The 22,517-nt window shown below is 57.0% G+C and carries 19 protein-coding genes and 1 pseudogene; 4 read left to right on the top strand and 16 right to left on the bottom strand.

The annotated features are described in order from the left end of the window. Nucleotides 1–186 precede the first annotated feature (186 nt). Together RAM80_RS31330 and RAM80_RS31325 are read left to right on the top strand one after the other, a co-directional pair. Nucleotides 187–486: a hypothetical protein gene (locus RAM80_RS31330; RefSeq protein ID WP_416427776.1), complete on the top strand. Its 300-nt coding sequence runs from the start codon at nucleotides 187–189 to the stop codon at nucleotides 484–486. After that, nucleotides 477–1,292 (top strand): TolC family protein, encoded by an 816-nt coding sequence (locus RAM80_RS31325; protein ID WP_416427774.1) that lies wholly within the window; start codon nucleotides 477–479, stop codon nucleotides 1,290–1,292. The genes RAM80_RS31330 and RAM80_RS31325 overlap by 10 nt, the downstream gene beginning before the upstream one ends. Here the strand turns inward: RAM80_RS31325 and RAM80_RS31320 are convergent. From RAM80_RS31320 to RAM80_RS31305, 4 genes are all read right to left on the bottom strand, one after another. After that, a complete protein-coding gene (locus RAM80_RS31320) occupies nucleotides 1,237–1,602 on the bottom strand; it encodes a histone-like nucleoid-structuring protein, MvaT/MvaU family (RefSeq protein ID WP_416427773.1) in 366 nt (121 codons plus the stop codon). The genes RAM80_RS31325 and RAM80_RS31320 overlap by 56 nt on opposite strands. 167 nt (nucleotides 1,603–1,769) lie before the next feature. Then, a complete protein-coding gene (locus tag RAM80_RS31315) occupies nucleotides 1,770–2,105 on the bottom strand; it encodes a hypothetical protein (protein ID WP_416427772.1) in 336 nt (111 codons plus the stop codon). A 663-nt stretch (nucleotides 2,106–2,768) separates the two neighbouring features. After that, on the bottom strand, nucleotides 2,769–3,224 hold the full coding sequence (locus RAM80_RS31310; RefSeq protein ID WP_416427771.1) for a lipocalin-like domain-containing protein: 456 nt from the start codon (nucleotides 3,222–3,224) through the stop codon (nucleotides 2,769–2,771). 10 nt (nucleotides 3,225–3,234) lie between these two features. Beyond that, nucleotides 3,235–3,996, bottom strand: coding sequence for an SDR family oxidoreductase (locus RAM80_RS31305; RefSeq protein ID WP_416427770.1), 762 nt, complete (start codon nucleotides 3,994–3,996; stop codon nucleotides 3,235–3,237). A 122-nt stretch (nucleotides 3,997–4,118) separates the two neighbouring features. Between RAM80_RS31305 and RAM80_RS31300 the strand changes: the two genes are divergently transcribed. Continuing rightward, the gene (locus tag RAM80_RS31300; protein WP_416427768.1) at nucleotides 4,119–5,021 is read left to right on the top strand and encodes a LysR family transcriptional regulator; all 903 of its coding nucleotides are present in this window, start codon (nucleotides 4,119–4,121) and stop codon (nucleotides 5,019–5,021) included. 56 nt (nucleotides 5,022–5,077) lie between these two features. Here the strand turns inward: RAM80_RS31300 and RAM80_RS31295 are convergent, their stop codons facing one another. Genes RAM80_RS31295 through RAM80_RS31285 form a run of 3 tightly spaced genes read right to left on the bottom strand, consistent with a single transcriptional unit; the run spans nucleotide 5,078 to nucleotide 10,820 of the window. Further along, nucleotides 5,078–6,490, bottom strand: a complete 1,413-nt coding sequence (locus RAM80_RS31295) for an efflux transporter outer membrane subunit (protein ID WP_416427767.1) — start codon at nucleotides 6,488–6,490, stop codon at nucleotides 5,078–5,080. Continuing rightward, nucleotides 6,487–9,636 (bottom strand): efflux RND transporter permease subunit, encoded by a 3,150-nt coding sequence (locus RAM80_RS31290; RefSeq protein ID WP_416427766.1) that lies wholly within the window; start codon nucleotides 9,634–9,636, stop codon nucleotides 6,487–6,489. Before RAM80_RS31290 ends, RAM80_RS31295 begins: the two co-directional genes overlap by 4 nt. 53 nt (nucleotides 9,637–9,689) lie before the next feature. Further along, nucleotides 9,690–10,820, bottom strand: a complete 1,131-nt coding sequence (locus RAM80_RS31285) for an efflux RND transporter periplasmic adaptor subunit (protein ID WP_416427765.1) — start codon at nucleotides 10,818–10,820, stop codon at nucleotides 9,690–9,692. Nucleotides 10,821–11,041: 221 nt separating this feature from the next. Between RAM80_RS31285 and RAM80_RS31280 the strand changes: the two genes are divergently transcribed. Then, nucleotides 11,042–11,815, top strand: a complete 774-nt coding sequence (locus RAM80_RS31280; protein ID WP_416427764.1) for an IclR family transcriptional regulator — start codon at nucleotides 11,042–11,044, stop codon at nucleotides 11,813–11,815. A 71-nt stretch (nucleotides 11,816–11,886) separates the two neighbouring features. Here RAM80_RS31280 and RAM80_RS31275 read toward each other — a convergent pair. From RAM80_RS31275 to RAM80_RS31235, 9 genes and pseudogenes are all read right to left on the bottom strand, one after another. Continuing rightward, a pseudogene (locus RAM80_RS31275) lies at nucleotides 11,887–12,738 on the bottom strand (fumarylacetoacetate hydrolase family protein). Nucleotides 12,739–12,851: 113 nt separating this feature from the next. Next, entirely contained in the window at nucleotides 12,852–14,609 is a 1,758-nt protein-coding gene (locus RAM80_RS31270; RefSeq protein ID WP_416427763.1) for an FAD-dependent oxidoreductase, read from the bottom strand. A gap of 174 nt (nucleotides 14,610–14,783) precedes the next feature. Next, complete coding sequence (gene mhpT, locus RAM80_RS31265) at nucleotides 14,784–16,037, bottom strand: 3-(3-hydroxy-phenyl)propionate transporter MhpT (RefSeq protein ID WP_416427762.1); 1,254 nt, start codon at nucleotides 16,035–16,037, stop codon at nucleotides 14,784–14,786. Nucleotides 16,038–16,229: 192 nt separating this feature from the next. Continuing rightward, nucleotides 16,230–17,249, bottom strand: coding sequence for a 4-hydroxy-2-oxovalerate aldolase (dmpG, locus tag RAM80_RS31260; RefSeq protein ID WP_416427761.1), 1,020 nt, complete (start codon nucleotides 17,247–17,249; stop codon nucleotides 16,230–16,232). 11 nt (nucleotides 17,250–17,260) lie between these two features. Further along, nucleotides 17,261–18,196: an acetaldehyde dehydrogenase (acetylating) gene (locus RAM80_RS31255; protein WP_416427760.1), complete on the bottom strand. Its 936-nt coding sequence runs from the start codon at nucleotides 18,194–18,196 to the stop codon at nucleotides 17,261–17,263. 33 nt (nucleotides 18,197–18,229) lie between these two features. Further along, nucleotides 18,230–19,024, bottom strand: coding sequence for a 2-keto-4-pentenoate hydratase (gene mhpD, locus RAM80_RS31250; RefSeq protein WP_416427759.1), 795 nt, complete (start codon nucleotides 19,022–19,024; stop codon nucleotides 18,230–18,232). Between the two features lie 85 nt (nucleotides 19,025–19,109). Beyond that, nucleotides 19,110–19,979, bottom strand: a complete 870-nt coding sequence (locus tag RAM80_RS31245; protein ID WP_416427758.1) for an alpha/beta fold hydrolase — start codon at nucleotides 19,977–19,979, stop codon at nucleotides 19,110–19,112. Between the two features lie 76 nt (nucleotides 19,980–20,055). Further along, nucleotides 20,056–21,003 carry a 3-carboxyethylcatechol 2,3-dioxygenase gene (locus RAM80_RS31240; RefSeq protein ID WP_416427757.1) on the bottom strand — a complete coding sequence of 316 codons (948 nt, stop codon included), beginning with the start codon at nucleotides 21,001–21,003 and terminating at the stop codon, nucleotides 20,056–20,058. Nucleotides 21,004–21,336: 333 nt separating this feature from the next. Next, nucleotides 21,337–22,455 (bottom strand): alcohol dehydrogenase catalytic domain-containing protein, encoded by a 1,119-nt coding sequence (locus RAM80_RS31235; protein ID WP_416427756.1) that lies wholly within the window; start codon nucleotides 22,453–22,455, stop codon nucleotides 21,337–21,339. Nucleotides 22,456–22,517 lie beyond the last annotated feature (62 nt).

Raw genomic sequence — 22,517 nt, 5'->3', positions numbered from 1 at the left:
TGTTACGCAACAGTGCATCCTGTGAATACGGCATTAACATACCGCCTCCCGGCACGTACCCTCCCCGCAACTTTCGTTTGCCCCCTCGTACTCAGCCACCCGACATGAGTCGGCGTCTGGACACCCGTCCGAACGTCCTGGCGTGGCAACGCTGAATCCTTCGTTTTACCCGCAGGAGACCTGCTTTTGGTCAACCCCTTGACGTCGCAGCGCCTCTCGGCGCTGATCATGGTGAGCGCGCTGCTGGCCGGCTGCTCCTACCACGACCTCCAACCCACGTCGCACCTCTGGAGCCGTTCGACGCCGCAGGCGCAGGATGCCTTGCAGGGCATCAACGTGTCCGCCGCCCACTGGCCAACCGAACAGTGGTGGAACGCCTTCGGCGACCAGCAACTCGATGCCTTGATGCACGAAGCACTGGACAAAAACCCCACCCTCAACCTTGCCGCCACCCGCGTGCGCCAGGCCAGGCCATCGTGGGCCTGAACCAGGCCATCGTGGGCCTGAACCAGGCGCCGCTGCTGCCCCGGGTCGACGCCAGCTTTTCGTCGAACCGCGAACGCTTCAGCGAAAACGGCACCGCCGGGGCTGTGTCCGGCACCTGGCAGACCCTCAACCAGACGTCTCTAGGCCTGGGCTACGAGCTGGATTTCTGGGGCAAGAACCGCGCGGCCCTGGACGCCGCGATTGGTCGCGCCCATGCAAGCCAAGTGGATCAGTACGCCACCCGGTTGATGCTGGCGTCGGCCATGGTGCAGGCGTATATCGAGCTGCAGCAGAACTACGAACAACTGGACCTGGCGCAACAGATCCTGGCTCAGCAGCAAGCCATCCTCGACTTGACCCACAAGCGCTTCGCCGCCGAGCTCGACTCGCAGATCGATATCAAGCAGGCCATGGCCAGCCTGCCGGCCAGCCGCGCCAATATCGCCGCCCTAAAGGAAGCCATCGACCTGACGCGTAATCGCTTGGCTGCCTTGATGGGTAAAGGCCCGGACCGCGGCGCCAGCATCCAGCGGCCGAGCATGCCACCGGCGCAACAGTTCGCGATACCCAGCAGCTTGCCCGCCGAGCTGCTGGGCCGCCGCCCCGACGTGGTTGCGCAACGGTGGCGCGTGGAAGCGGCCAGCCACGACATCAGGGTGGCCAAGGCGGCGTTCTACTCCAACATGCATTTCCCCATGGGGCTTTTGTCTTTTTCACGATCGAGTAACGATGCCGACGATCCAGCGTCGGCTACTGCACCCAGCCCTCCACCGTGTCCGCCCCGTGCTCCTGCTTCCACTGCTTGAGGATCTTGTGGTTGCCACCTTTGGTTTCCACCACTTCGCCGCTATCTGGGTGCTTGTAGCGCTTGAGCTCGCGCGGCTTGCGCTGCGGAGTAGCGGCGAACTTCGCGGCCGAGTATCCCCCGGCTTTGACGGGGTCAAGAATCGCGATGATATGCTTCAGGCTGACACCGTACTTTTCCAGGAGCGCCTTGAGCTTACTCTCGAACTCGATCTCCCGTTTCAGCTCGGCATCATTTTTCAAGGAATCCAACTGCTGAATCTGAGCAGCCAGTTGGGCCTCCAGCGCTTTGAATTCTGCAAGTTTTGACATGGGAAATCCCTTTGCAAGAGTGAGAATGATTGTCTGAAGTAGTTTAGGAAAAATAATAGCTGAAAGGTTCCCAACTATTTCACGCAGGACCCGCAATTGTGACAACCAGTAGCGGAAATCTCGTGAACAACCACTAGGCTGAGATCAGCTCTGTATTGTAGTCTTGGCTAAACCTGCTCGATTGAGACAATGTCGATGTACTTGAATTTCTTTTTCTTGGCCAGATCCCGCGCCTCTTGCTCCGCCAGCAGCGAACTCAATGTCCGTGCCTCATGAACCAGGGTTTCAACTTCGCCCTCGAAGGTCTTGGTCACATGCATCGTGACCCGCAGCTTCGGGAACAATGATGTAGGCCTCGCCTTCTTCACGATTGGTTTAGACGCCGCGCGCTTGGTCGGTACGAACTGGAGCTCTGTCGAGTCGAGAGTCGCCGCAGGCGCAGCTGCAGCAGAGGGGCCGAATAATGCTTCACGCATTTGTTGTTCCGTCAGCGAATCATGCATCTTCAAATACTCTAGGGCGTTTTCAACCACAAAGGCCGCACGCCACGGATAGGGCGCAATAAACTTGTAAAAGGGAAGGGAAATAGCCTAATCGACTTCGCAAGTATAGATCAAGTCAGTCCATGACGAAACTGGGGCAGTCGGCATCTAACGATGCAGTACGGGCCGCCTCGATTGTGTATTTGATTCAGACATACCGTCACAGACTTTATTACCACCCGTATTTCCCCATGCCAACCATCTGCTCCTATCTTAGGTCCATGCCATGCTGTCCACCCGGTCAAGCAGCCGCTGAAGAGGAGAAGGTTGTCATGCGTCAACGAGGCTTATGCTTCACCGCGTGGGAGATCACAGGATCTACCCTGTGGTTCATGCGAGACCCTGGACGACGTTACCGATATTTATATCAAGGCCAGGATCGCGCGCAGCCGCGCGACGGAAATTTCCTTTAGTGTCTATGAAGGGGATGAATGCTTGCCGAAGAAAGCTATACCGACTTGCCGGGCGCCTCCTTCGGCAAGGCCTTGACAATGGGAGTGCAACGCGCGCAGGAGTTAGATCTGTTGCCTAGAGGTTAGTCTTAAGACTTCGTCGCTTGCGCGGACGTAATAAGCACCAGAAACTGGCCAGAAACGCGGTAATGCTAGTCTGGCCAGCAGCGGGCTATCTCGCAGCAGCTCGATGCCATTCCAGATATGGACTGACCAATCGCCCCCTGGAGCGGATCGGTGCAGCAGGACTCAGTCTCAACACATCCCTGTCGAGATCGATTACCCGAGGCTGCGTCTGCCCTAGCCAATTCGGGAATAATGAAACGTACATACTATGCGTCAACGTGCGTTTCGCTTCATCCACCTCAAACTTCCCGGAATAGGCAATGTAGGTCGTCGCCTCGCTTTCATACTCCTGGGCAGTGCCATCGAACCAATCCCCAGAGGCGAACGCGATTCGTTGCGGGTTCATGAGCTGCGCCGACATGTAACCGTCGGGCGTATACATGATGATTCCCTGGGGGTGCATGCCGAACGGTTGAATTGCGGGCGAACCATCCACAGGCTCTTCAACGTATGACACCAGTTTCCACGCACCAATCAGCTGGTCGAATAGTTTCTCACTCATGTGAGACTCCTCAAATGTTCTGCATATCGCAATCGATGGGCAGCATCTGTCCAGAGATCGAGCGCCCACTATCCGACGCCAGGAAGACAGCCAAATCCGCGATATGTGCAGGATCGACCAGATACTTGAGCGATTGCGTACCCAACGCCTTGCTTGTCTCCTCTTCTACCGTTCGCCCGCTGAGCTGTGCGCGACCCTGTAATACCTGCTGGAACCGAGGACCATCGACTGCGCCCGGGAGAATCGCATTCACCCGAATGCCGTAACTCCCCAATTCGATGGCAAGGGTTTTGGTGAATCCGATGATCCCCCACTTCGAGGTTGAATAGGCGATGCGGTTGGCGTAGCCGAAGCGGCCTGCCACTGACGACATATTGATAATCGCGCCGTCGCATGATTGCTTAAGAAAAGGCAGCGCTGCTGCGGTCACGCAGAATGTCCCGTCCAGATTAATACGCATCACGCGTTCCCAGTCCTTGAGCAACAGTTGGTCGGCCGGAGCCGTTGGGCCCGAGATACCTGCATTGTTGACTAGAACGTCCAACCCACCGAGCAACTGCGCAGCCTTCTTTACCATCTCGTCGATCTGGTCTGGCTTCGCGATATCACAGACCAGGGTATGGATCTGCGGAAACTCCGTTGCCAGTTTATCAAGGGCTAGCTTATCGATATCGCATACGGCTACGGCCGCACCTTCCCAGATGAACGCGATCGCCAAGGCCCGGCCTATACCTCCTGCCCCGGCGGTGATCAATACCTTTTTCTGGCTCATTCCAGTGCTCCTCAATTAACAGGTCCAGCAACCTTTAGTGCTGCAAGACCCAATGTAAGGAGTCGTCACTCATAACTAAAATAGATTATGATTATTCGACGTATAAGCAGGGAATATGCCTTATGGATCTGCTCAAGATTGATGTGAATTTACTGGTGTCGCTGAATGTGCTGCTCCAAGAGCGCAATGTGACGCACTCGGCTCATCGCATGAACATTAGCCAGCCCGCCATGTCGGCGCAGCTCACCAAACTGCGCGGGCTTTTTGATGATCCACTATTGATGCCTGCGGAACACGGCCGTGGCATGACCGCCACGGCATTGGCCATTACCTTGCAACCTATGTTGCAGTCGGCGCTGAAGGTGTTGGAGTCTGCCGTCAGCATGCAGTTGAGCTTCGATCCTGATCGTGATCTGAGAACCTTCCACATCGCGGCCAGTGACAATGCAATGGTCGCGGTCGGGCAACCTCTTATAGAGCAATTGGCGGCAAACCATAGAAATGTGCGGGTTGTATTTCAACGCCCGGACCCTTCAACGATCGCGCAGCAATTGGAGATGGGCGAAATTGATGTGTTGATCGATGCCGATCGCCATATCCCGGTGTCCATGAAGGCGCGCTTGCTTTTGGATGACACGTTTGTGATGGCGCAACGTAAGGGGCACCCGCGGGGCAAGAAATCACTGGATCTGGAAACGTACTGCCAATTGCGCCATGTGCTTGTATCGACAGGCGACGATACGCTGCGGGGGTACATGGACGAGTACTTGGCCAGTATTGGGACGCAACGAGATGTCGCGTTAGTAGTGCCACACGTTTTGTTGGTCCCCTCGATCCTCACGGCTTCGGATTACGTGTGCACGACAGCGTCAACGTTGTTGGCAGGTCGGTTCGGTGAACTGGACTATTTTGAGTTGCCCTTCAAAGCGCCAAGCTTCACGCTGCAGATGGCCTGGCATCCACGCAATCAACAGGACCCGGCCATCACATGGCTGCGGGAGAAGATCCAAGGTAATACAGACTGAGTGCTGGATGCCTGCTCGTTGCAAGCAGGCATCCAACGCTGATAGGGACGCGGGTATCAGCGGTTCTCGCTACCGTTGGCCTCCCCTCCTCCCAACGCCTTATAGAGCGAGATCACATTGTTGACGCGAGCCAGTTTGGTAGTCACCAACCCCTGCTGAGAGCTGAACAGGTTGCGCTGAGCATCCAGAGAATTCAGATACGTATCAACGCCTTCCTTGTAACGGCTGTCCGCCAGCGTGTAATTGCGCTGATTGGCTTGGACCAATTGGGTCTGCGCAATGACTTGCTTATCCAGCGACTCCCGGGCGACGAGGCCGTCGGAGACTTCCCGGAAGGCTACTTGAATCGACTTCTCATAGTTTGCGACCTCTATCGAAGACTGAATTTTTGCCACATCAAGATTCGCCTTGTTACGCCCCGCATTGAAAATCGGGATGTTGATTGAGGGGGCAAAGCTCCATACGCCCTGCCCGCCCGCAAACAACTGCCCAAGATCCGAACTCGCCGAACCTCCCGAAGCGGTCAGCGTGATACTTGGGAAAAACGCAGCCCGTGCCGCACCGATATTGGCATTGGCCGCCTTTAAAGCATGTTCCGCCGAGAGGATGTCAGGCCGGTAAATCAGCAGCTCCGAGGGCAGCCCTACGGGAATCGAGCCATCGACTTGCTGGACGTCAAGGTTGACTGCTACAAAGTAGTGAGGTTCCAGCGGCTTGCCCACCAACAGTACCAATGCATTTTTGTCCTGCTCAACCTGCCGTTCATACTGCGCTTGCGCAGCCTCGGCGGTATGAACGGTACTTTCGGCCTGACTCAGATCCAGCTCGGTTGCCACTTGCTCGTCGTAGCTACTTTTGACCAGCTCATAACTGTCACGCTGACTCGTTAGGGTTTGCTTCGACAACGCCAGTAATTCCAGGTCTGCCTGCAACTGGAAATAGGCGCTTGAAACCTCTGCGATCAACGCTACCTTGACGCTGCGCTGAGCCTCCACGGTCGAGAAGTAACTTTCCAGTGCCTGCTGATTCAAGCTGCGGATGCGGCCGAAGAAATCCAGCTCATAGGCAGTGAATCCCACACCTGCGCTGTATTGATGGGTCACCTGGTTAGCGCCCGTCGTACTCAAGTCTGCTGGAACCCTTTGGCTGATCCCTCCGCCAGAGGCATCAATCGATGGCAACAGATCGGCGCGCGAGATCCTGTACTGGGCCTGCGCACGCTCGATATTCAGTGCTGCAACGCGAAGGTCTCGGTTGTTTTCCAGCGCCTGGCCGATGAGGCTCTTCAGTTCATCGTTTTTGAAGAATTGCTGCCAGGTAACACGGCTAGCATTTGCCTGGGCAGCTCCTGGGGCCGACCATGTTGTTTCAATGGGCGCTGCCGGGCGGTTGTACTCTGGAATCAACGAGCAACCGCTCAACCCCACTATCGCCACCACCACGGCAGCCGTCAGACGACTCTTGTTCATGATTCGGCTCCATGGGCGTGGGCGTGAGTTTGGGACGCAGCCTTGTGCTTTTTACTGAACCAAGTGCTGATCACGAAGTAGAACATTGGGACAAAGAAGACCGCCAAGAACGTTGCGGTGACCATGCCGCCAATGACCCCAGTACCGATGGAGTGTTGGCTGCCAGACCCGGCGCCGTTAGAGATAGCCAGCGGAAGCACACCCAGCATGAATGCCAGCGACGTCATGATGATCGGCCGCAACCTCAAGCGTGCTGCCTCGACGGAGGCCTCCAGCAGCGGCTTGCCCTGTTCCTCGTGAAGCGCCTTGGCGAACTCCACGATCAAAATCGCGTTCTTTGCAGACAGGCCAATCGTGGTTAACAAGCCAACCTGGAAGAAGACGTCGTTGGAGAGACCTCGACCCAATGTCGCGATCACCGCCCCCAGAATGCCGAGGGGAACAACCATGATCACCGAAATAGGAACCGACCAGCTTTCGTACAGTGCAGCCAAGCACAGGAATACAATCAGAATTGACAGGGCAAACAACGCCGGCGCCTGTGAGCCCGACAACCGCTCTTCATAGGAAATGCCAGTGAATTGAACACCTACGCCATCCGGTAGTTGACGCGCGATGCGCTCTACCGCTGCCATCGCATCACCGGAGCTGAATCCAGGTGCAGGCTCGCCCATGATCTCGACACCGGGCACGCCGTTGTAGCGCTGTAATTTAGGCGAACCGTAGGTCCAGTGGCCCGATGCAAACGCCGAGAACTTGACCATCTCGCCCTGGGCATTACGGACATACCACTTGTTGAAGTCTTCAGGCGAAACCCGACCGTCGACATCGCCTTGGATGTAGACTTTCTTCACCCTACCGCGATCGACAAAGTCGTTTATGTAGGAAGAACCCCACGCAGTTGACATGGTTGCATTGATGTCGCTGATGCTCACCTGCAAGGCGCGCGCTTTCTCCTTGTCGATATCGATCTGATACTGCGGCTCGTCGCCCAGACCGTTGGGGCGCACGCGTACCAGCGTCGGTTCTTGCGCCGCCAGTTCCAGGAACTTTTGCTGAGCTTGCATGAGCTTTTCGTGGCCCATGCCGACATTGTCTTGCAGGTACATATCGAAACCGGTCGCGTTCCCTAGTTCCAAGATAGCCGGAGGCACAATAGCGATCACCGTGCCGTCCTTGATGCTGTTTGCATGGGCCTGAATACGCTTGGCAAGGGCAAACACTGATGTGTCTTCACCCTTACGCTCTTCCCAGGGTTTGAGGCCAACGAATAGCATCCCCGAGCTTTGGCCCCGACCTGCGAAGTTGAAACCGTTTACGGTATAGGCCGTTTCGGCGACACCGGTCTCTTCTGTGGAAACGTATTGCTGAACATCATCCAGAACGACCTGCATCCGTTCCGCAGTCGTGTTGGGCGGCATCTGGACCTGCACGATCATCGTGCCTTGGTCTTCATCAGGCAAGAATGCGGTCGGAATCTTTGGAAACAGGAATGCCAGAGCAGCCACGATGCACAAGTAGACACAAAGAAACAGGCCTTTGCGCTTGATGATGGTCGCCACACCGCCTTTGTATTTGTCTGCACCGCGGTCAAACATGCGGTTGAACCAGCCGAAGAAGCCCTTCTTGTCGTGATGGTCGTGCCCTATGGGCTTCAGGATGGTTGCACACAGTGCCGGGGTGAATACCAGGGCGACGAGCACCGAAAGTGCCATCGCCGAGACAATAGTCACGGAAAACTGGCGATAGATGATCCCTGTGGCACCACCAAAGAAAGCCATCGGCACAAACACAGCGGAGAGCACCAGCGCGATGCCGACCAATGCTCCCTGAATCTGGGTCATGGACTTGCTCGTCGCTTCCTTGGGCGACGATCCATCCTCGACCATCACCCGCTCCACGTTCTCCACTACGACAATGGCATCGTCTACCAGAAGCCCGATTGCCAGCACCATGCCGAACATCGTCAAGGTGTTGATCGTGAAACCGAACGCAGAAAGGATACCGAACGTGCCTAACAACACGACCGGAACCGCAAGGGTAGGAATAAGCGTGGCGCGGATGTTCTGCATAAAAAGGTACATCACCAGGAACACCAGCACGATACCTTCCAGGAGGGTCTTGACGACCTCATGAATGGAAGCGCCGACTGTAGGAGATGTATCGTACGGGTAGACCACCTTCAGCCCCTTAGGGAAATAAGGTTCAAGCTGGGCAACAGTCTCACGTACGCTTTTCACGGTATCCAATAGGTTCGCGCCAGTAGCCAAGCGTAAAGCGATAGCTGCCGCAGGCTTACCGTTGTATTTGCCGGTAATCGAGAAATCTTCGGCGCCGAGCGCAACCGTAGCGACATCCTTGACCCGGACCTGCGAACCATCAGGATTGACCTTAATGAGGATCTCGTTGAACTCCTCAGCGGTTTTCATCCGCGAACTGCCCAGAACCGTAGCGTTGAGCTGGACTTGTTTGCGAGTAGGCAGCCCACCCAGCGAGCCCGACGAGACCTGGACGTTCTCAGCCTGAACTGCGGTAATAACATCCTGAGGCGTCAGCTGATAGCTCTGAAGCTTCACCGGATCAACCCAGATCCGCATGGCGTACTGCGCACCCAGCAGCAGGAAGTCACCCACACCTTTGGTACGAGTGATCGGATCTTTCACGTTCGAGGCGATGTAGTTGCCGATATCGAACGCATCCATCGAACCATCTTCGGAGTACATACTGACGATCAACATAAAGTTGATCTGGTACTTCGCGACTCGAAGACCTTGCTTCTGTACTTCTTCTGGCAGCAACGGCGTCGCCAACTGAAGCTTATTCTGCACCTGTACCTGGGCGATGTCAGGGTCAGTACCCTGGTCAAACGTCACCGTGATGTTGGTGCTGCCGTCGCTGTTGCTCTCAGACGACATATAGCGCAAGCCATCGAGGTTGTTGAGTTGCTGCTCAATTACCTGTACCACGGTGTCCTGTACGGTTTGCGCGGAGGCTCCCGGGTAGGTGACCGTAATGTTCACCGCGGGTGCCGCGATGTTGGGGTATTGGTTAACCGGGAGTTTGAGGATGGCCAGGCCACCCGCCAGCATGATCACGATCGCGATCACCCAGGCAAAGATCGGCCTGTTGATAAAGAAGTTAGCCATTAACTGTTACCTAAGATGCGTGGAACGCCGCAGCGTCATTTCGTGTGCAGGCATTAGGGCGCCGATGCGGCCATCACCGATGAAGCGTCGATATTGGTCGCCGGTACCGGACTTACGACTGCGCCCGCCTTGACCCGCTGAACGCCTTCGGTAACAACCCGATCGCCCGCACTAAGCCCCGACTCCACCAGCCATTGATTGCCGATCGTGCGCATGACCTTGATATCACGCAGCTCAGCCTTGTTGTCCTCGCCTACGACAAAGGCTGTTGCCTGGCCCTTCAGATCACGAGTGACGCCCTGCTGGGGCACCAGAATGGCGTTATCCCGAACACCTTCGGCCAGGCTGGCTCGAACGAACATCCCCGGCAGCAGCACGTTTTCTGGGTTCGGAAATGCAGCACGCATCGTGACTGCGCCGGTGCCCGGATCCACAGTGACTTCGGTGAACTTCAAGGCGCCGGGCTGCGAGTACGGTGTACCGTCCTCCAGCGTCAGTTGGACCTTGACTTGGTCGGGGCCGGCCATGCTCAGTTGCCCGGATGCGACTTCGCGGCGCAGCCGCAACATCTCCGTGGATGCTTGGGTAACGTCGACATAGATAGGGTCCAGTTGATTGATCGATGCCAATGCCTCGGACTGGTTACTGCTGACCAACGCACCTTCCGTAACGGCAGATCTGCTGATCCGTCCATCTATCGGGGCGAGAACCTTGGTGTATTCGAGATTGATCTGGGCCATCTTCAGATCAGCCTGGGCTTGCCGGTAATTGGCGTCGGCGTCATCAAATTGCTGCCGGCTGATAGCGCGGGATTCCACCAGTCTTTTATAGCGTTCCGCCAGGTTACGGGTCGTATCCAGGTTGGCTTTTGCCTTGTCATAGGCCGCTTGGTAGGTCGATGGGTCGATCTGGTAAAGCTGCTGGCCCTGTTTGACTACCGCACCTTCATTGAATAACCGCTTCTGGATGATGCCGCTCACCTGCGGCCGCACTTCAGCAGCCCGAAACGCCGACGTGCGACCCGGCAGGTCATTACTCAGCAGTACACTTTTCGCCTTCAACGTGATAACGCCCACTTCAGGTGGCTTGGCCAGAGGCGCCTGCTCGGGCTCCTTGCATGCCACCAGTAAAAGCACGGACAAGGGCAACACGTAGCCGAGGCTACGAACAGGTCTGATCTTCATTTCAGTCTCCAATAACAAGCAGTCGCCCGCCCTGGCCTTAGGGCAAGAACGTGGGCATCGATTTTTACTCCTACAACGCATTTACCGCATTGTGGTGCTATGCATCATAATGCGATTCATGTATTTTCCGCAATAAATAATCTGAAGGTCACCCTGGCGAGGACTCTGTAAACTGCACCCAATCGTCGGAGCGACAGCCCGACTGGATATCGAGGCAAGAGATGAGTGACGCGAAAGAGAAAATCGATGACGACAGCCGCTCCGGCGGGATTCAGGTGATCGCTCGGGCGAGTGCGGTAATGCGCACGCTGGGAAGTCATCCAAAAGGCTTGACGCTGGCCGCTATTGCTCAGCACGTAGGATTGGCACGTTCGACGGTGCAACGCATTGTCGCGGCTTTGGAAACCGAGCAGATGGTTGAGGCGATTCGCCCTGGCAATGGCTTTCGGCTGGGGCCCGCATTGGCGCAGCTTATTCACCAGACGCACACGGACATCATCTCCATCGCCCGAAAGTCGCTGGAGTCGCTGAGTGAGAAGGTTGGGGAGAGCGTTACGCTCTCTTGCATCAGCGGTCGTCAGAACATCATCATCGACCGTGTGGTGGCGGAAAGGGACTTGAGGGTAGTCATCCCGATGGGGCAATCGATGCCCATGCACGCCACGTCGGACGGCAAGGCACTGCTTTCAACGTTGACCAACGACCAGGTTCGCGAATGGCTGGGCTCATCGCTCGATAAACTGACCGAGACGACTCTTGACCTAAGACACCTGTTGACTCAACTGGATGAAATTCGCATCAGCGGATTCGCCACGGCACATCAAGAGTACTCCGTAGGCGTCAGTGCTTGCAGCATCCTCGTCCCGACTTTCATGGGGCCTCATGCTGTCACAGTCGTGGCCCCTACTGCTCGATTTGATACGCAAGTGGCTGAATTCAAAGCGGCGCTGGAAGAATGCAAGGCCACCATCTCGCACTCTGCCGGCGCCGAGTGAACATTTCACAAGGCGATTTCTGTCAATCTTGGTGGTAGCTGGCCATGCTCCTGCGGCTGATCTGCCCAAGATCAGCGCTCATCTACCACCGTATTGATCAAAGTGCCAATATGGTCGACTTCGACCTCGACCACATCGCCGTGCTTTAGAAACAACGGGGGAGTACGTTTTAAACCAATGCCTCCCGGTGTCCCGGTGACTATCACATCGCCGGCGGTCAGCGGTGAAAAAGTGGAAATGTACGCTATTAACTTCGGAATGCTGTGAATGAGCTGTGAAGTGTCAGCGCGCTGAACTTCAACGCCATTCACACGAGTAATCAGAGTCATTTTGATATCGGCGGGAATGTCGTCTGCGGTATCCAACCAAGGGCCAAACCCACCCGTCCGGTAGAAGTTTTTTCCAGGTCCCCACTGCGCTGTATGCAACTGCCAGTACCTGATCGATCCATCGTTGTAGCAGGCGTAGCCAGCAATGTGGTTCCATGTATCAGCTTCGCTGATCCGACGACCCCCTTTACCGATGATCACAGCTATTTCGCCCTCGTAGTCGAATTTCTCAGACTCACCCGGGCGTACCAATGGTTGCCCATGGCCTACCTGAGAGGCAGGAACGCGCAGGAAAATCATGGGCTGTTCGGTAGTCTGCCGATTCGTTTACGCGACGTGGTCTGCATAATTAAGGCCTACGCAAAAAATCTGCGTCGGGGCTGGAATGACCGGCAAAAGCTTGAGGTCGCTCAAACGGTATTCCGGTGTGCCTTTGTCTATTTGCAGAGCAGCGTCTGCAAAGCCATCAACTTCAATCAAGTGCTTGAGATCGCTGTAGCGATTCTTCAACCGGGCCCCTAGGTCATAAACGTGCTCGCCAACAATGACGCCGTAGCTTGCTTTGCTGTCTATCTCAAAACTTACCAATTTCATATCGCTCTCCTTTCGCTGTGCGCTGAGGCAGACCAGCCCATAGACGGAATCTTCTGCGTCGGCATCGGACAAGCCCACCCAAAAGGGCGCCTTATTTCGGCGCCCATTCGGTGTCACTTATGGATGTCCAACACTGCTTCAATAGCGATGCGCAGTTGACCGAGAGCATCCCCGTCGCTCCATACGGCGTCCGATTGGCGCCAGGCGATATAGCCGTCGGGTCTTACGAGAATTGCGCCGGCCTCATGGACTTCCCGGGCTCGCTGCCAATCGAAATACGCATCGGCAGTGCCTGGCTCGCCAACCACTACCGTGCGAAGGAAAGGAAGGTTCAGTTCCCGCGCGGCGTGCACCCATGCCTGCCCCGCGAGCCCAGTTACAAGCGAGAATTTTCCTTTCCCGGTTACGTCAAGCGTTGAAGTACGCAGGCCATTCTTGTCCACCAGCCACGCGTGGGGAATTTTCGCACCGGGGCGCGTAGTGGCCTGGAGAAACAGCTGCTTGTCCTGGCCCCAGACTTCTTCACCCGCAGCCTGGTCAACCACAACCGCCTTGGACTCGTAGCGCTGATTCAGCTCGACGCCCTGTGCATTGAACTCATAGTCCTTGAGCTCCAGGGCCTCTTGCAGCAGCTGTCGCGTCTTGACGCCTTCCGGAGACGGGTCACGCACGCGCTGTACGAGTTGCTCAATGGTGTCGACGCCCTGGTTCATGCGGAAGCATTCTTTGAAAGGGGCGTAATCTGCTCGGGATTGGTTCGCCCGTTTGACGATCTGCTTGCCGACCGGCTGGCGTTCCAACGAGTAGGATTCCAGCAGGCCTGGGCCAGCATAGCCTTTGATCACATACGCCAGCTTCCAGGCCAGGTTGAAGCCGTCCTGGACAGATGTGTTGGAACCAAGCCCACTTGAAGGCGGATGCCGGTGCACGGCGTCCCCGGCGCAATGAACACGCCCTTTCGAATAATAGTTGGCGTAAGCCTGGTTGACGTACCAGGTAGAGTTCTTTTCGATCTCGACTTCCAGCTCTGGATCGCCGACCAACGTCCGGATGCGCTGGAGTACATGCTCGGGGGTAAAATCTGGCTCGCCTTTGGACATGTCGAATCCCCAGCCGGCAATCCATTGATTCCACGGGCGTACAGCCCTGAGCAATCCAAGGCCGATTTCGCCGAATCCCGCTACCGGGTTGGCGATCCACTGCAATACACTAGGGCGATGCGCTACGTAACGACTCAGATCGGCGTTGAAGATGACATAAGCAGTGCCGGCGCGCGCCATCTCGCCTTCGATAGGAAGCTCAATGTGCTCGGCGACTTTGGAGCGGGCGCCATCGGCGCCGACAAGGAAACGCGACCGTACAGTGTACTCACGCCCGGTGAGTACATCCTTGAGCGTTGAAGTGACGCCGTCGTCATCCTGAACATGACTCAGGTACTCGGTATTGAACGAAAACTGTGCGCCCCGCTCCGCAGCGTGCTGCACCAAGATAGGCTCCATCAGCGGTTGAATGATGTCCGCCATCGGGCACGGACTGCCCTTGATGTAGTCACCCTTGCGCGCCTCTCCAGAGCCCCAGGTTCTCATGCGGGCTAGCTCTTCCCCAACGAGGCTGGTAGTGATCAGCGTGTCGCCCATGTCTTCCCAGGGGGTGGCAACTTTACGGACCATTTCTTCTATGCCCAGGTCGCGAAACACCTCCATGGCGCGCTGGTTGGTGATGTGCGCGCGGGGGGAATTAGCCAGGTAGTTGAACATCGTGATGACACGAACTCGCACGCCATAAGTGGCAAGTGCCAGTGCGGCAGTGGCGCCGGCAGGCCCGGTACCAATCACCAGGACGTCGGTATCGAAATGCTTGGAATCGTTCATTATTGTTGTCTCCATCAAAGACAGATTTGTATTTATCTTCTGGCTTCATCTGGTTGACTGCCTGGGGAGCGGCATCATCAACCAAGGGTGCGGCGATTTGTCCCAGTAGAATCCATGAGCTTGCATGCTAGCATGCAAGTTTTTAAGCGTAAATCGACTTTATGCTCTGGCTCCTCACCTTTCGCCCAGTGCAGCAATAGGCGTACCGCCGTCAGGGGAATTGTAATTGTCCATGACGCCGCGCTTGAGCATGGACAAGCAGCACAGCGCGGCAGCGGCCACAACGATGCCGGGGGCGCAGGCCAACATGACTCCCGCAGTGCCGGTACCCAAGGCAAGCATCTTGCCCACCACCAGTGGCCCCGTCATCGCTCCCAGCCGCCCTACTGCAACAGCGCTCCCCACGCCCGTTGCGCGCCCGCGCGCGGGATAAAAGCCCGGGGCCAAGGCATACAGCACGCTCTGCCCCCCGGTGGTAAAGATACCCGCGACAAAGCCGGCTACCAACATGGCGGGCAAGGTCTGGCACAGATACAACCCAGCCAGCGCGACAAGTATGCCGAGGTAAATGATCAAGGCCATCACCCAGGTAGGCAGCCTGTCCATAAGAGAACCAAGCAGCAATGTCCCCAGCGTCGCACCAACCTGCATCGACAGCACGATCCAGCTCGCGTCCTTACCCGTGAAACCTTGCGCAACCAGCAGGCTGGGCAACCAGTTGATCAGTATGTAAGTCACCATCAAGGTGAAGAAAAAGCTGGTCCACAGAAGCAACGTCGGTTTGGCATTCGGCGCCTTGAACAGTAATTCGCCTACGGCTATCCGGGTGCCTGAGGCGTCAGCGAAAGCCTGGGATTCCAGCAGAAAAAGCCCCAGCATTGGAACGATCAACAGAGGGACGATGCCCCCGACGTAGAAGACCAACTGCCAACCGACCCCACTGCCCAAGGCACCGATCAGCGCTGCGCAAGCGGCTCCCAGGGGCACCCCGCAATACATCATGCTGACCGCCGTTCCCTTTAGTTTTGGGCCGGCCACCTCGGACGTCAAAGCAATGAGATTAGGCAGCGATGCCCCAAGGCCTGCGCCAGTCAGAAAGCGTGCGAGGACAAGGCTTTCATAATTCCATGCCACGGCCGTTACCAATGAGAAGATCCCAAAAAGTGCCACTGACCCCATCAGCACTTTTTTCCGACCCCATCGATCCGCCAGGCGGCCACCCAGGAAAGCACCGGGCAACATGCCCAGAATACCGGCGCTGAAGACCCAGCCCATGTGGAGCTTGTCCATCGCAAAGGCTGCCATCATCCCTTGAGCAGCGATGCCGGGCGCTTGAAGGTCCAATCCCTCCATCAGTGCCACTAGGAAGCAAAGCGCGATAGTCGTGGCCATGCGGGCGCGGGAGGTCATGATTGTCGAAGCGTTCATTTGCTTTCCCCCCCTACCCGAGTTAGTCGGATGACGGCGCTGACATTGAGAAAGCTATTAGACAGGCGGGCAAACGCTCTCCCACCCATGGGGAATACCGAATGTGCGTACATGGCATTGACCTATTGTTATTGTTGTAAACGGGGCAACAGCGCAACTGGCCGTCTTGCGGACGGCCAGCGTAGCAGCGCGTCAGCGCTTGAGAAGATCCAAGGCGACGTCGACGATCATGTCTTCTTGGCCACCGACCATGCGGCGCTTGCCCAACTCGACCAGGATGTCGATAGTCTTGAGGCCATACTTCTTCGCCGCTACCTCTGAGTGGCGCAGGAAGCTGGAGTAGACGCCTGCGTAGCCCAAGGCAAGGGTCTCGCGATCGACCCGCACCGGGCGATCCTGTAACGGACGGACAATGTCATCGGCAGCATCCATTAGCGTGTAGAGGTCGGTGCCATGGTTCCAGCCCAGGCGCTCAGCAGCGGCGATAAACACCTCCAGCGGAGCGTTACCTGCACCGGCACCCATACCCGCCAAGCTGGCATCGATGCGGTCACACCCCTCTTCCACGGCAGTGATCGAGTTAGCGACACCGAGACTGAGGTTGTGGTGCGCATGCATCCCCGTCTGGGTTTCAGGCTTGAGGAGCGCCTTGAAAGCACGGAAACGATCACGAATGTCCTGCATGTTCATGGCGCCACCCGAGTCAGCCATGTAGACACAAGTGGCCCCGTAGCTTTCCATGAGTTTGGCTTGCTCTGCCAATTTCTCGGGTGCAATCATGTGGCTCATCATCAGAAAGCCCACAGTGTCCATACCCAGTTCGCGGGCAAACTCGATATGCTGTTTGGAGACATCCGCCTCGGTACAGTGGGTAGCGACACGCACCACACGAGCGCCAGCGTTGTACGCAGCCTTCAGGTCATGGACCGTGCCGATGCCAGGAAGCAGCAGCGTAGCGATTTTGGCGTGGCTGATAACATCCGCTGCCGCTTCGATCCACTCAAGGTCAGTATGGGCGGCAAAGCCATAGTTGAAGCTCGAACCCTGCAACCCATCGCCGTGGGCGACCTCGATCGAATCGACTTTGGCCAGGTCAAGTGCGCGGGCAATGTCCTGAACGTTTTGAATGGAATACTGATGACGTATCGCGTGGCTGCCGTCACGGAGCGTCACGTCAGAAATGTAGAGCTTTTTGTTTGCATCAACGGTCATGACAAATCTCCTCAGGCGTTGTTCATCGACTGTGCCATGCGCTCTGCAGTAGCCAGCGCAGCAGACGTCATGATGTCGAGGTTGCCGGCATAGGACGGCAGGTAGTGGGCGGCGCCTTCAACCTCAAGGAATATCGAGGTCTTCAACCCCGAGAACTTGCCCAGCCCTGGAATGTTGAGCGGTGCGTCTTCGGGGATGACGTCAAATTGCACTTTCTGCTTGAGGCGATAGCCCGGGACATAGGCTTGAACGGCCGCGGCCATTTCCTCAACCGAGGCTTCGACTTTTGCCTGGTCTGCGGCTTCGGAGAGCACGAACACGGTGTCGCGCATCATCAACGGGGGTTCGGCCGGATTCATCACGATGATGGCTTTGCCGCGAGCAGCACCACCGACCGCCTCGATTGCCTGGGAGGTGGTTTCGGTAAATTCGTCAATGTTGGCCCGCGTTCCCGGACCTGCCGACTTACTGGCGATAGAGGCGATGATTTCTGCGTAATGCACTTTAGCAACACGTGACACCGCAGCCACCATCGGAATAGTTGCCTGACCGCCGCACGTCACCATGTTGACGTTCAAAGCGCGCAGGTTCTGTTCCAGGTTCACCACCGGGATGCAGTACGGGCCAATGGCCGCGGGCGTCAGGTCAACCAGGCGAATGCCTGGCTTCACGCTTCGCAAAAACGCATCGTTCTTGACGTGCGCCCCTGCGCTGGTCGCATCAAAAACGAAGTCAATTTCAGAGAAAATAGGCAAGCGGGTCAGCCCCTCAACCCCCTCGTGGGTGACTTCCACGCCCAGGCGAGACGCACGGGCCAGGCCATCGGATGCGGGATCGATGCCTACCATCGCGCCCATCTCCAGATGCTTGGCATTGCGCATGATTTTGATCATGAGGTCGGTACCGATGTTGCCCGAACCGATGATGGCGACTTTAAGTTTTTTCATGTTGTTGTTCTCTGTGTGCTCGCATGCGTTCGCTTACTCGGCGCTAAATTCCACCGCCACCTTGCCAATCCCGCTGATATTCGCCTCGAAGCGATCACCTGCGGCCACCGGAGCCATTGGGCCGAGGGCACCGGTCAGGATAATGTCCCCTGCCTTGAGCGGTTCACCAAGTTTGGCCATCGTCCGGGCAAGCCAGACCGCCGCATTGAGCGGGTGCCCCAGGCACTGGGCGCCGCTACCCGATGACACTTCCTCCCCGTTGCGAGTCATGTGCATGGTGGCTTCGCGAAGATCCACACCGTCGAGTCGCCGCGCCGGGCCGCCCAGAACGAAACAGCCACTGGAGGCGTTGTCCGCCACGGTGTCCACAAAGCGGATGTTCCAGCCTTGAACCCGGCTACCGACAATTTCGAGGGCTGGAACTACCCAGCCTGTGGCTGCCAGTACGTCAGCAAAGCTGGTGTCCGCGCGAGGCAGGTCCGCCTCAAGGATCAGCGCAATCTCTGCCTCGATCTTCGGCTGCAGGACGCTATTGACCGGCACCGTTTCGTTGTCACCGAAGCACATGTCTGCAAACAGCGTCCCGAAATCTGGCTGATCCACGCCCAACTGAGCCTGCACTTTCTTGTTGGTCAGGCCGATTTTGCGCCCCACTACACGCCGGCCTTGGGCGGTTGCGTGGGCAACGTTCAGACGCTGGATGGTGTAGGCGGCCGACCGGTTGTCCTCGCCGATCTCATCACGTAAGGGGGGAATTGCCGCTCCGGTGATTTCTGCCTCGCGCAATGCGGATGCGAGACGCTCGAGCTGCTGCAATTGAGTGTTCATGCTTGCCTCTTGAATCAGAAAATGACTAGGGCCTGATGCATCGCCTGTGCAGGGCGATGCATCAGCGGGCTGCGCTGACGGCGAATCAGTGAGTCAGGAAATCCAGGACCAGTCGGTTGAACTTCTCCGCGTGCTCCCACTGGGCCCAGTGACCGCAGGCATTGAAGACATGGAGCTCTGAGTTCGGTATGCCGGCAATCAAGCGCAGGCCAGTGTCCATTGGCACGAAGCGATCGTTCCGGCCCCAGATAACAAAGGTCTGGGCTTTGATCTCGCCCAATCGATGACCAACATCAGGAAACTGCTTAGGGTTGGCATCAATGCTTTTCACGAAGTTTTCCAGGTGCTCACGGCGGCTCAACATGTTGTCCAGGCGGCCCTGAAAGAGCTCCTCGGTCATGGAGCTGCTGTCATAAACGAACACCTTCATCATCTTCTTCAGATTTTCGATGGTAGGGTCGCGGTACAGGCCCTGGATCAACTTGATGCCTTCGGTCGGCATCGGAACAAAGGAACTGGCACCGCCGGTACCACCGCCCATCAATACCAGCTTGCCCAGTCGCTCAGGGTTCTCCAACGCAAACGCAACCACCGCGTGGGCGCCCATGGAGTTGCCGATGAGGTGAACGCGATCCAGGCCCAGTGCATTGACGAACCCTTTCAAGGCGGTTGCATTGAGCTGCGACCGCGAGCCTGTGCAAACGATGGGATCGCTTTTGCTCCAGCCAGGTACGTCTAGCAGGATGACGCGATAACCTGCGTCCACAAAATGGTCGATGTTGCGGTTGAAGTTGGCCCAGCCGCTGGCACCAGGACCAGAACCGTGCAGCATGATGATGGTCTCAGCACCCTCGCCCGCTTCGTTGTAGTGAAGCTGAAGATCAAGGTCGCCTTCTTTGATATGCACGAACTTACTGGTATTGGCATCGGTAAATGTGTGCTTGGCAGTATTCATCTCGTGTTCCTTCGATTGTTGAGAGGATAGGAAGCTCAGAAGCCGAATGTACGGCTAGCGAATCAGGCCCGGGCTATCAGCGCTCGGTGGTAGACCCGCTAAGCGCGCCGAAGCCTGCGATCCACTCAGGGATAGGCCGGTAATATCGATCGCTGGTGGTGTACGGGCCAAACGCCGACAGCGCTGCAAACGCTGCGACCCAGGCCTTGACTTCATGGGTGGACTTCCCTGCGATGGCAGAAAGGTCATCGTTCGCCACGCCATCCAGTTCTCCGATATGCCCTGCTTGGAGCACGTCGAGAAAGTACTGGTCCCATTCGGGGTTCAATGGGTGAAGGGAGTTCTGGTCTTCAATGAACAAGTGCGCTGCGTCAATAACCCGCTGCGTACGCGCGTCACGCTCGTTAGCCGTCAGGTTCCGTCCACTACCCAGCAGGCGGTCCCTCATTAACGGGTTGGCGGTTGCGAGCTCCGGGACAGGCGGCTGGTGGGAAAGCCCGCCGGAACCAAGCACCAGGACGCGCTTATTCAGACCCTGGGCAAAACGACCTACTGCCTCGCCCAACAACCGCACGCGCTGAAAGCTGGGCATCGGTTTAGCGAGGCAATTAATGAAGACGGGGATGGTTGGGCGATTGCTCAGCCCTCCTAGAAGCAATTCCAGCGGCTGGGCGAACCCATGATCTACTTGCATACGGTATGAAACGGCGACATCCACACCAGCATTGAGCACAGCACTGGCGCATTGCTCAGCCAAGTCTTGGGGGACCGAGATAACGCCTGCTTCTGATCCGAAATCACCCAGCGCCTCAGCCGCGATGCCGACGCAAAAAGCAGGCATCACATCGTAGAAAAAGCCGTTGTAGTGGTCTGGAGCGAAGAGGATGACCAACTCGGGATCAAATGCGGCAATTCGCTCACGAGCGCTGGCAATTTCTGCATCTATTTCGGCAAGTACATCCAAGGGTGGATCGACCAGGCCGACCAAAGGGGTGTGCGAGAGACAATGCAAAAGAACACTCATATCCATACACCTTGTGTTGCGCTGGAGCGTTCCGGAGAACGCTCGACGCACAATACCGACGGCTTGGGACTGACTGCGGCGCTTGCGGGCTGCACAGATCTGCCCCTCCTGGCATCGCCATGGTTGGAAGCACGTCGTTATGCGTACGCTGTTGTTGTTGGTGAGATCATCATGCGCCCTCACATGCTAGCATGCAAGTGCATTTTCCCTGGCACGCATTAGCCTTCCGTCTAATTGAGAAGACCCCAATACCCTGCGCGGAGCAGCAGCGCTCGCTAGGCTACACAGGCCCCGTATATCGCCGAACAGGGGACCTGCCTAGCCTGCGTCACTCTATAACTGCGGCTTGATCACGAAATTGCTGAAGCCGCCGTGCCTCCCTGCAATGGATGAAAGGGCTTCGTTGATCTGGTCCAGGCTAAATGCCGTGGTTTCATAAACCGACAGATCGAGGAGGCCCCGCTCCGCCATGTCGGCCAGATCCTGACCTTGCCCCGCCGTAAACCAATTTGACCCCAGCCATTGGACCTGCGCCGCCATCAGCTTGAACAGGTTCATTGGCACCAGCTCCGATACCCCGCCTACGTGAACGGCCTGCGCGCCACGATGCAGACAATCAATAGCATCGGTGACCGCGCTGGCCGGCGCGCCCGGGCCCAAGGTATCGACCACCAGATCAACACCCGCACCGCTGGTGGTGTCGTATGCCCACTGCTGCAGTGACTGCGTACCAGTAGTGGAGAATGTGTCAATTCGCTGCGGAGCCAACCTGCGAACGGTCTCCAGCAGGTCCACGTCACGGGCCACGGCCAGGACCCGGGTAACGCCCAGCGCCAGCGCCAGCAGCACAGCCCCAAGCCCTAGGGTACCCGTCGCACCATTCACTAGAACCGTCATGCCCGGCCCGGCATTTCCTCGCCTCAATGCGGCGTAGGCCGTACCGAGGTAGCCGAATCGAGCCGCCTGATCAAAGCTAACGTTGGCAGGTAGCTTGACCAGGCTGTACTGCGGGGCCGACATGAATTGTGCAAATCCGCCGTAGGGGTGGTGGCGGAGCAGGTCGTTAGCCGCAGGCGAAAAGCCGAAATACCCCGAGTACCCGAACCGCTCACAACTCAGCGCATCGTCACTGCGGCAGCTACGGCATGAACCGCAGAAGCGCGCCGGGTTAACATACACTCGGTCGCCTTCCATGAAGTTGAAGACTCGCTTACCCACGGCCACTACGGTTCCGGCTGAATCCAGGCCGAAGATGGCGGGGAGTTTGGGCAAGGGCAAATCCGGGAACCATGTCGGATAATTCTTGATGACATTTCCCAGGTTTGGCACAACGCCGCAGGCTTCAACACGAACGAGCACCTCATCGCTATCGGGTGTCGGAATAGGGATCTCGTCAACTGTCATCGCCGAGCCAATATCATGCAGGCGAGCAGCGCGCATAACATCTTGCATAAGTATTCTCCATGTTGTTATTGGAAGCGGAGTTACATTTCCAGCGTTTTATGTCGTACCAA

Origin of the sequence: Pseudomonas sp. App30, from assembly GCF_047947025.1 — a bacterium.
GTDB lineage: Bacteria > Pseudomonadota > Gammaproteobacteria > Pseudomonadales > Pseudomonadaceae > Aquipseudomonas.
Note: the sequence above shows the minus strand (reverse complement) of the source record. Positions and strands in the feature narration are given on the sequence as shown.

Excerpts from the sequence above, each read along its gene's own strand:
- RAM80_RS31320 (WP_416427773.1), bottom strand. The coding sequence starts at position 1,602 with ATGTCAAAACTTGCAGAATTCAAAGCGCTGGAGGCCCAACTGGCTGCT.
- RAM80_RS31315 (WP_416427772.1), bottom strand. The coding sequence starts at position 2,105 with ATGCATGATTCGCTGACGGAACAACAAATGCGTGAAGCATTATTCGGC.
- RAM80_RS31310 (WP_416427771.1), bottom strand. The coding sequence starts at position 3,224 with ATGAGTGAGAAACTATTCGACCAGCTGATTGGTGCGTGGAAACTGGTG.
- RAM80_RS31305 (WP_416427770.1), bottom strand. The coding sequence starts at position 3,996 with ATGAGCCAGAAAAAGGTATTGATCACCGCCGGGGCAGGAGGTATAGGC.
- RAM80_RS31300 (WP_416427768.1), top strand. The coding sequence starts at position 4,119 with ATGGATCTGCTCAAGATTGATGTGAATTTACTGGTGTCGCTGAATGTG.
- RAM80_RS31295 (WP_416427767.1), bottom strand. The coding sequence starts at position 6,490 with ATGAACAAGAGTCGTCTGACGGCTGCCGTGGTGGTGGCGATAGTGGGG.
- RAM80_RS31290 (WP_416427766.1), bottom strand. The coding sequence starts at position 9,636 with ATGGCTAACTTCTTTATCAACAGGCCGATCTTTGCCTGGGTGATCGCG.
- RAM80_RS31285 (WP_416427765.1), bottom strand. The coding sequence starts at position 10,820 with ATGAAGATCAGACCTGTTCGTAGCCTCGGCTACGTGTTGCCCTTGTCC.
- RAM80_RS31280 (WP_416427764.1), top strand. The coding sequence starts at position 11,042 with ATGAGTGACGCGAAAGAGAAAATCGATGACGACAGCCGCTCCGGCGGG.
- RAM80_RS31270 (WP_416427763.1), bottom strand. The coding sequence starts at position 14,609 with ATGAACGATTCCAAGCATTTCGATACCGACGTCCTGGTGATTGGTACC.
- mhpT (WP_416427762.1), bottom strand. The coding sequence starts at position 16,037 with ATGAACGCTTCGACAATCATGACCTCCCGCGCCCGCATGGCCACGACT.
- dmpG (WP_416427761.1), bottom strand. The coding sequence starts at position 17,249 with ATGACCGTTGATGCAAACAAAAAGCTCTACATTTCTGACGTGACGCTC.
- RAM80_RS31255 (WP_416427760.1), bottom strand. The coding sequence starts at position 18,196 with ATGAAAAAACTTAAAGTCGCCATCATCGGTTCGGGCAACATCGGTACC.
- mhpD (WP_416427759.1), bottom strand. The coding sequence starts at position 19,024 with ATGAACACTCAATTGCAGCAGCTCGAGCGTCTCGCATCCGCATTGCGC.
- RAM80_RS31245 (WP_416427758.1), bottom strand. The coding sequence starts at position 19,979 with ATGAATACTGCCAAGCACACATTTACCGATGCCAATACCAGTAAGTTC.
- RAM80_RS31240 (WP_416427757.1), bottom strand. The coding sequence starts at position 21,003 with ATGAGTGTTCTTTTGCATTGTCTCTCGCACACCCCTTTGGTCGGCCTG.
- RAM80_RS31235 (WP_416427756.1), bottom strand. The coding sequence starts at position 22,455 with ATGCAAGATGTTATGCGCGCTGCTCGCCTGCATGATATTGGCTCGGCG.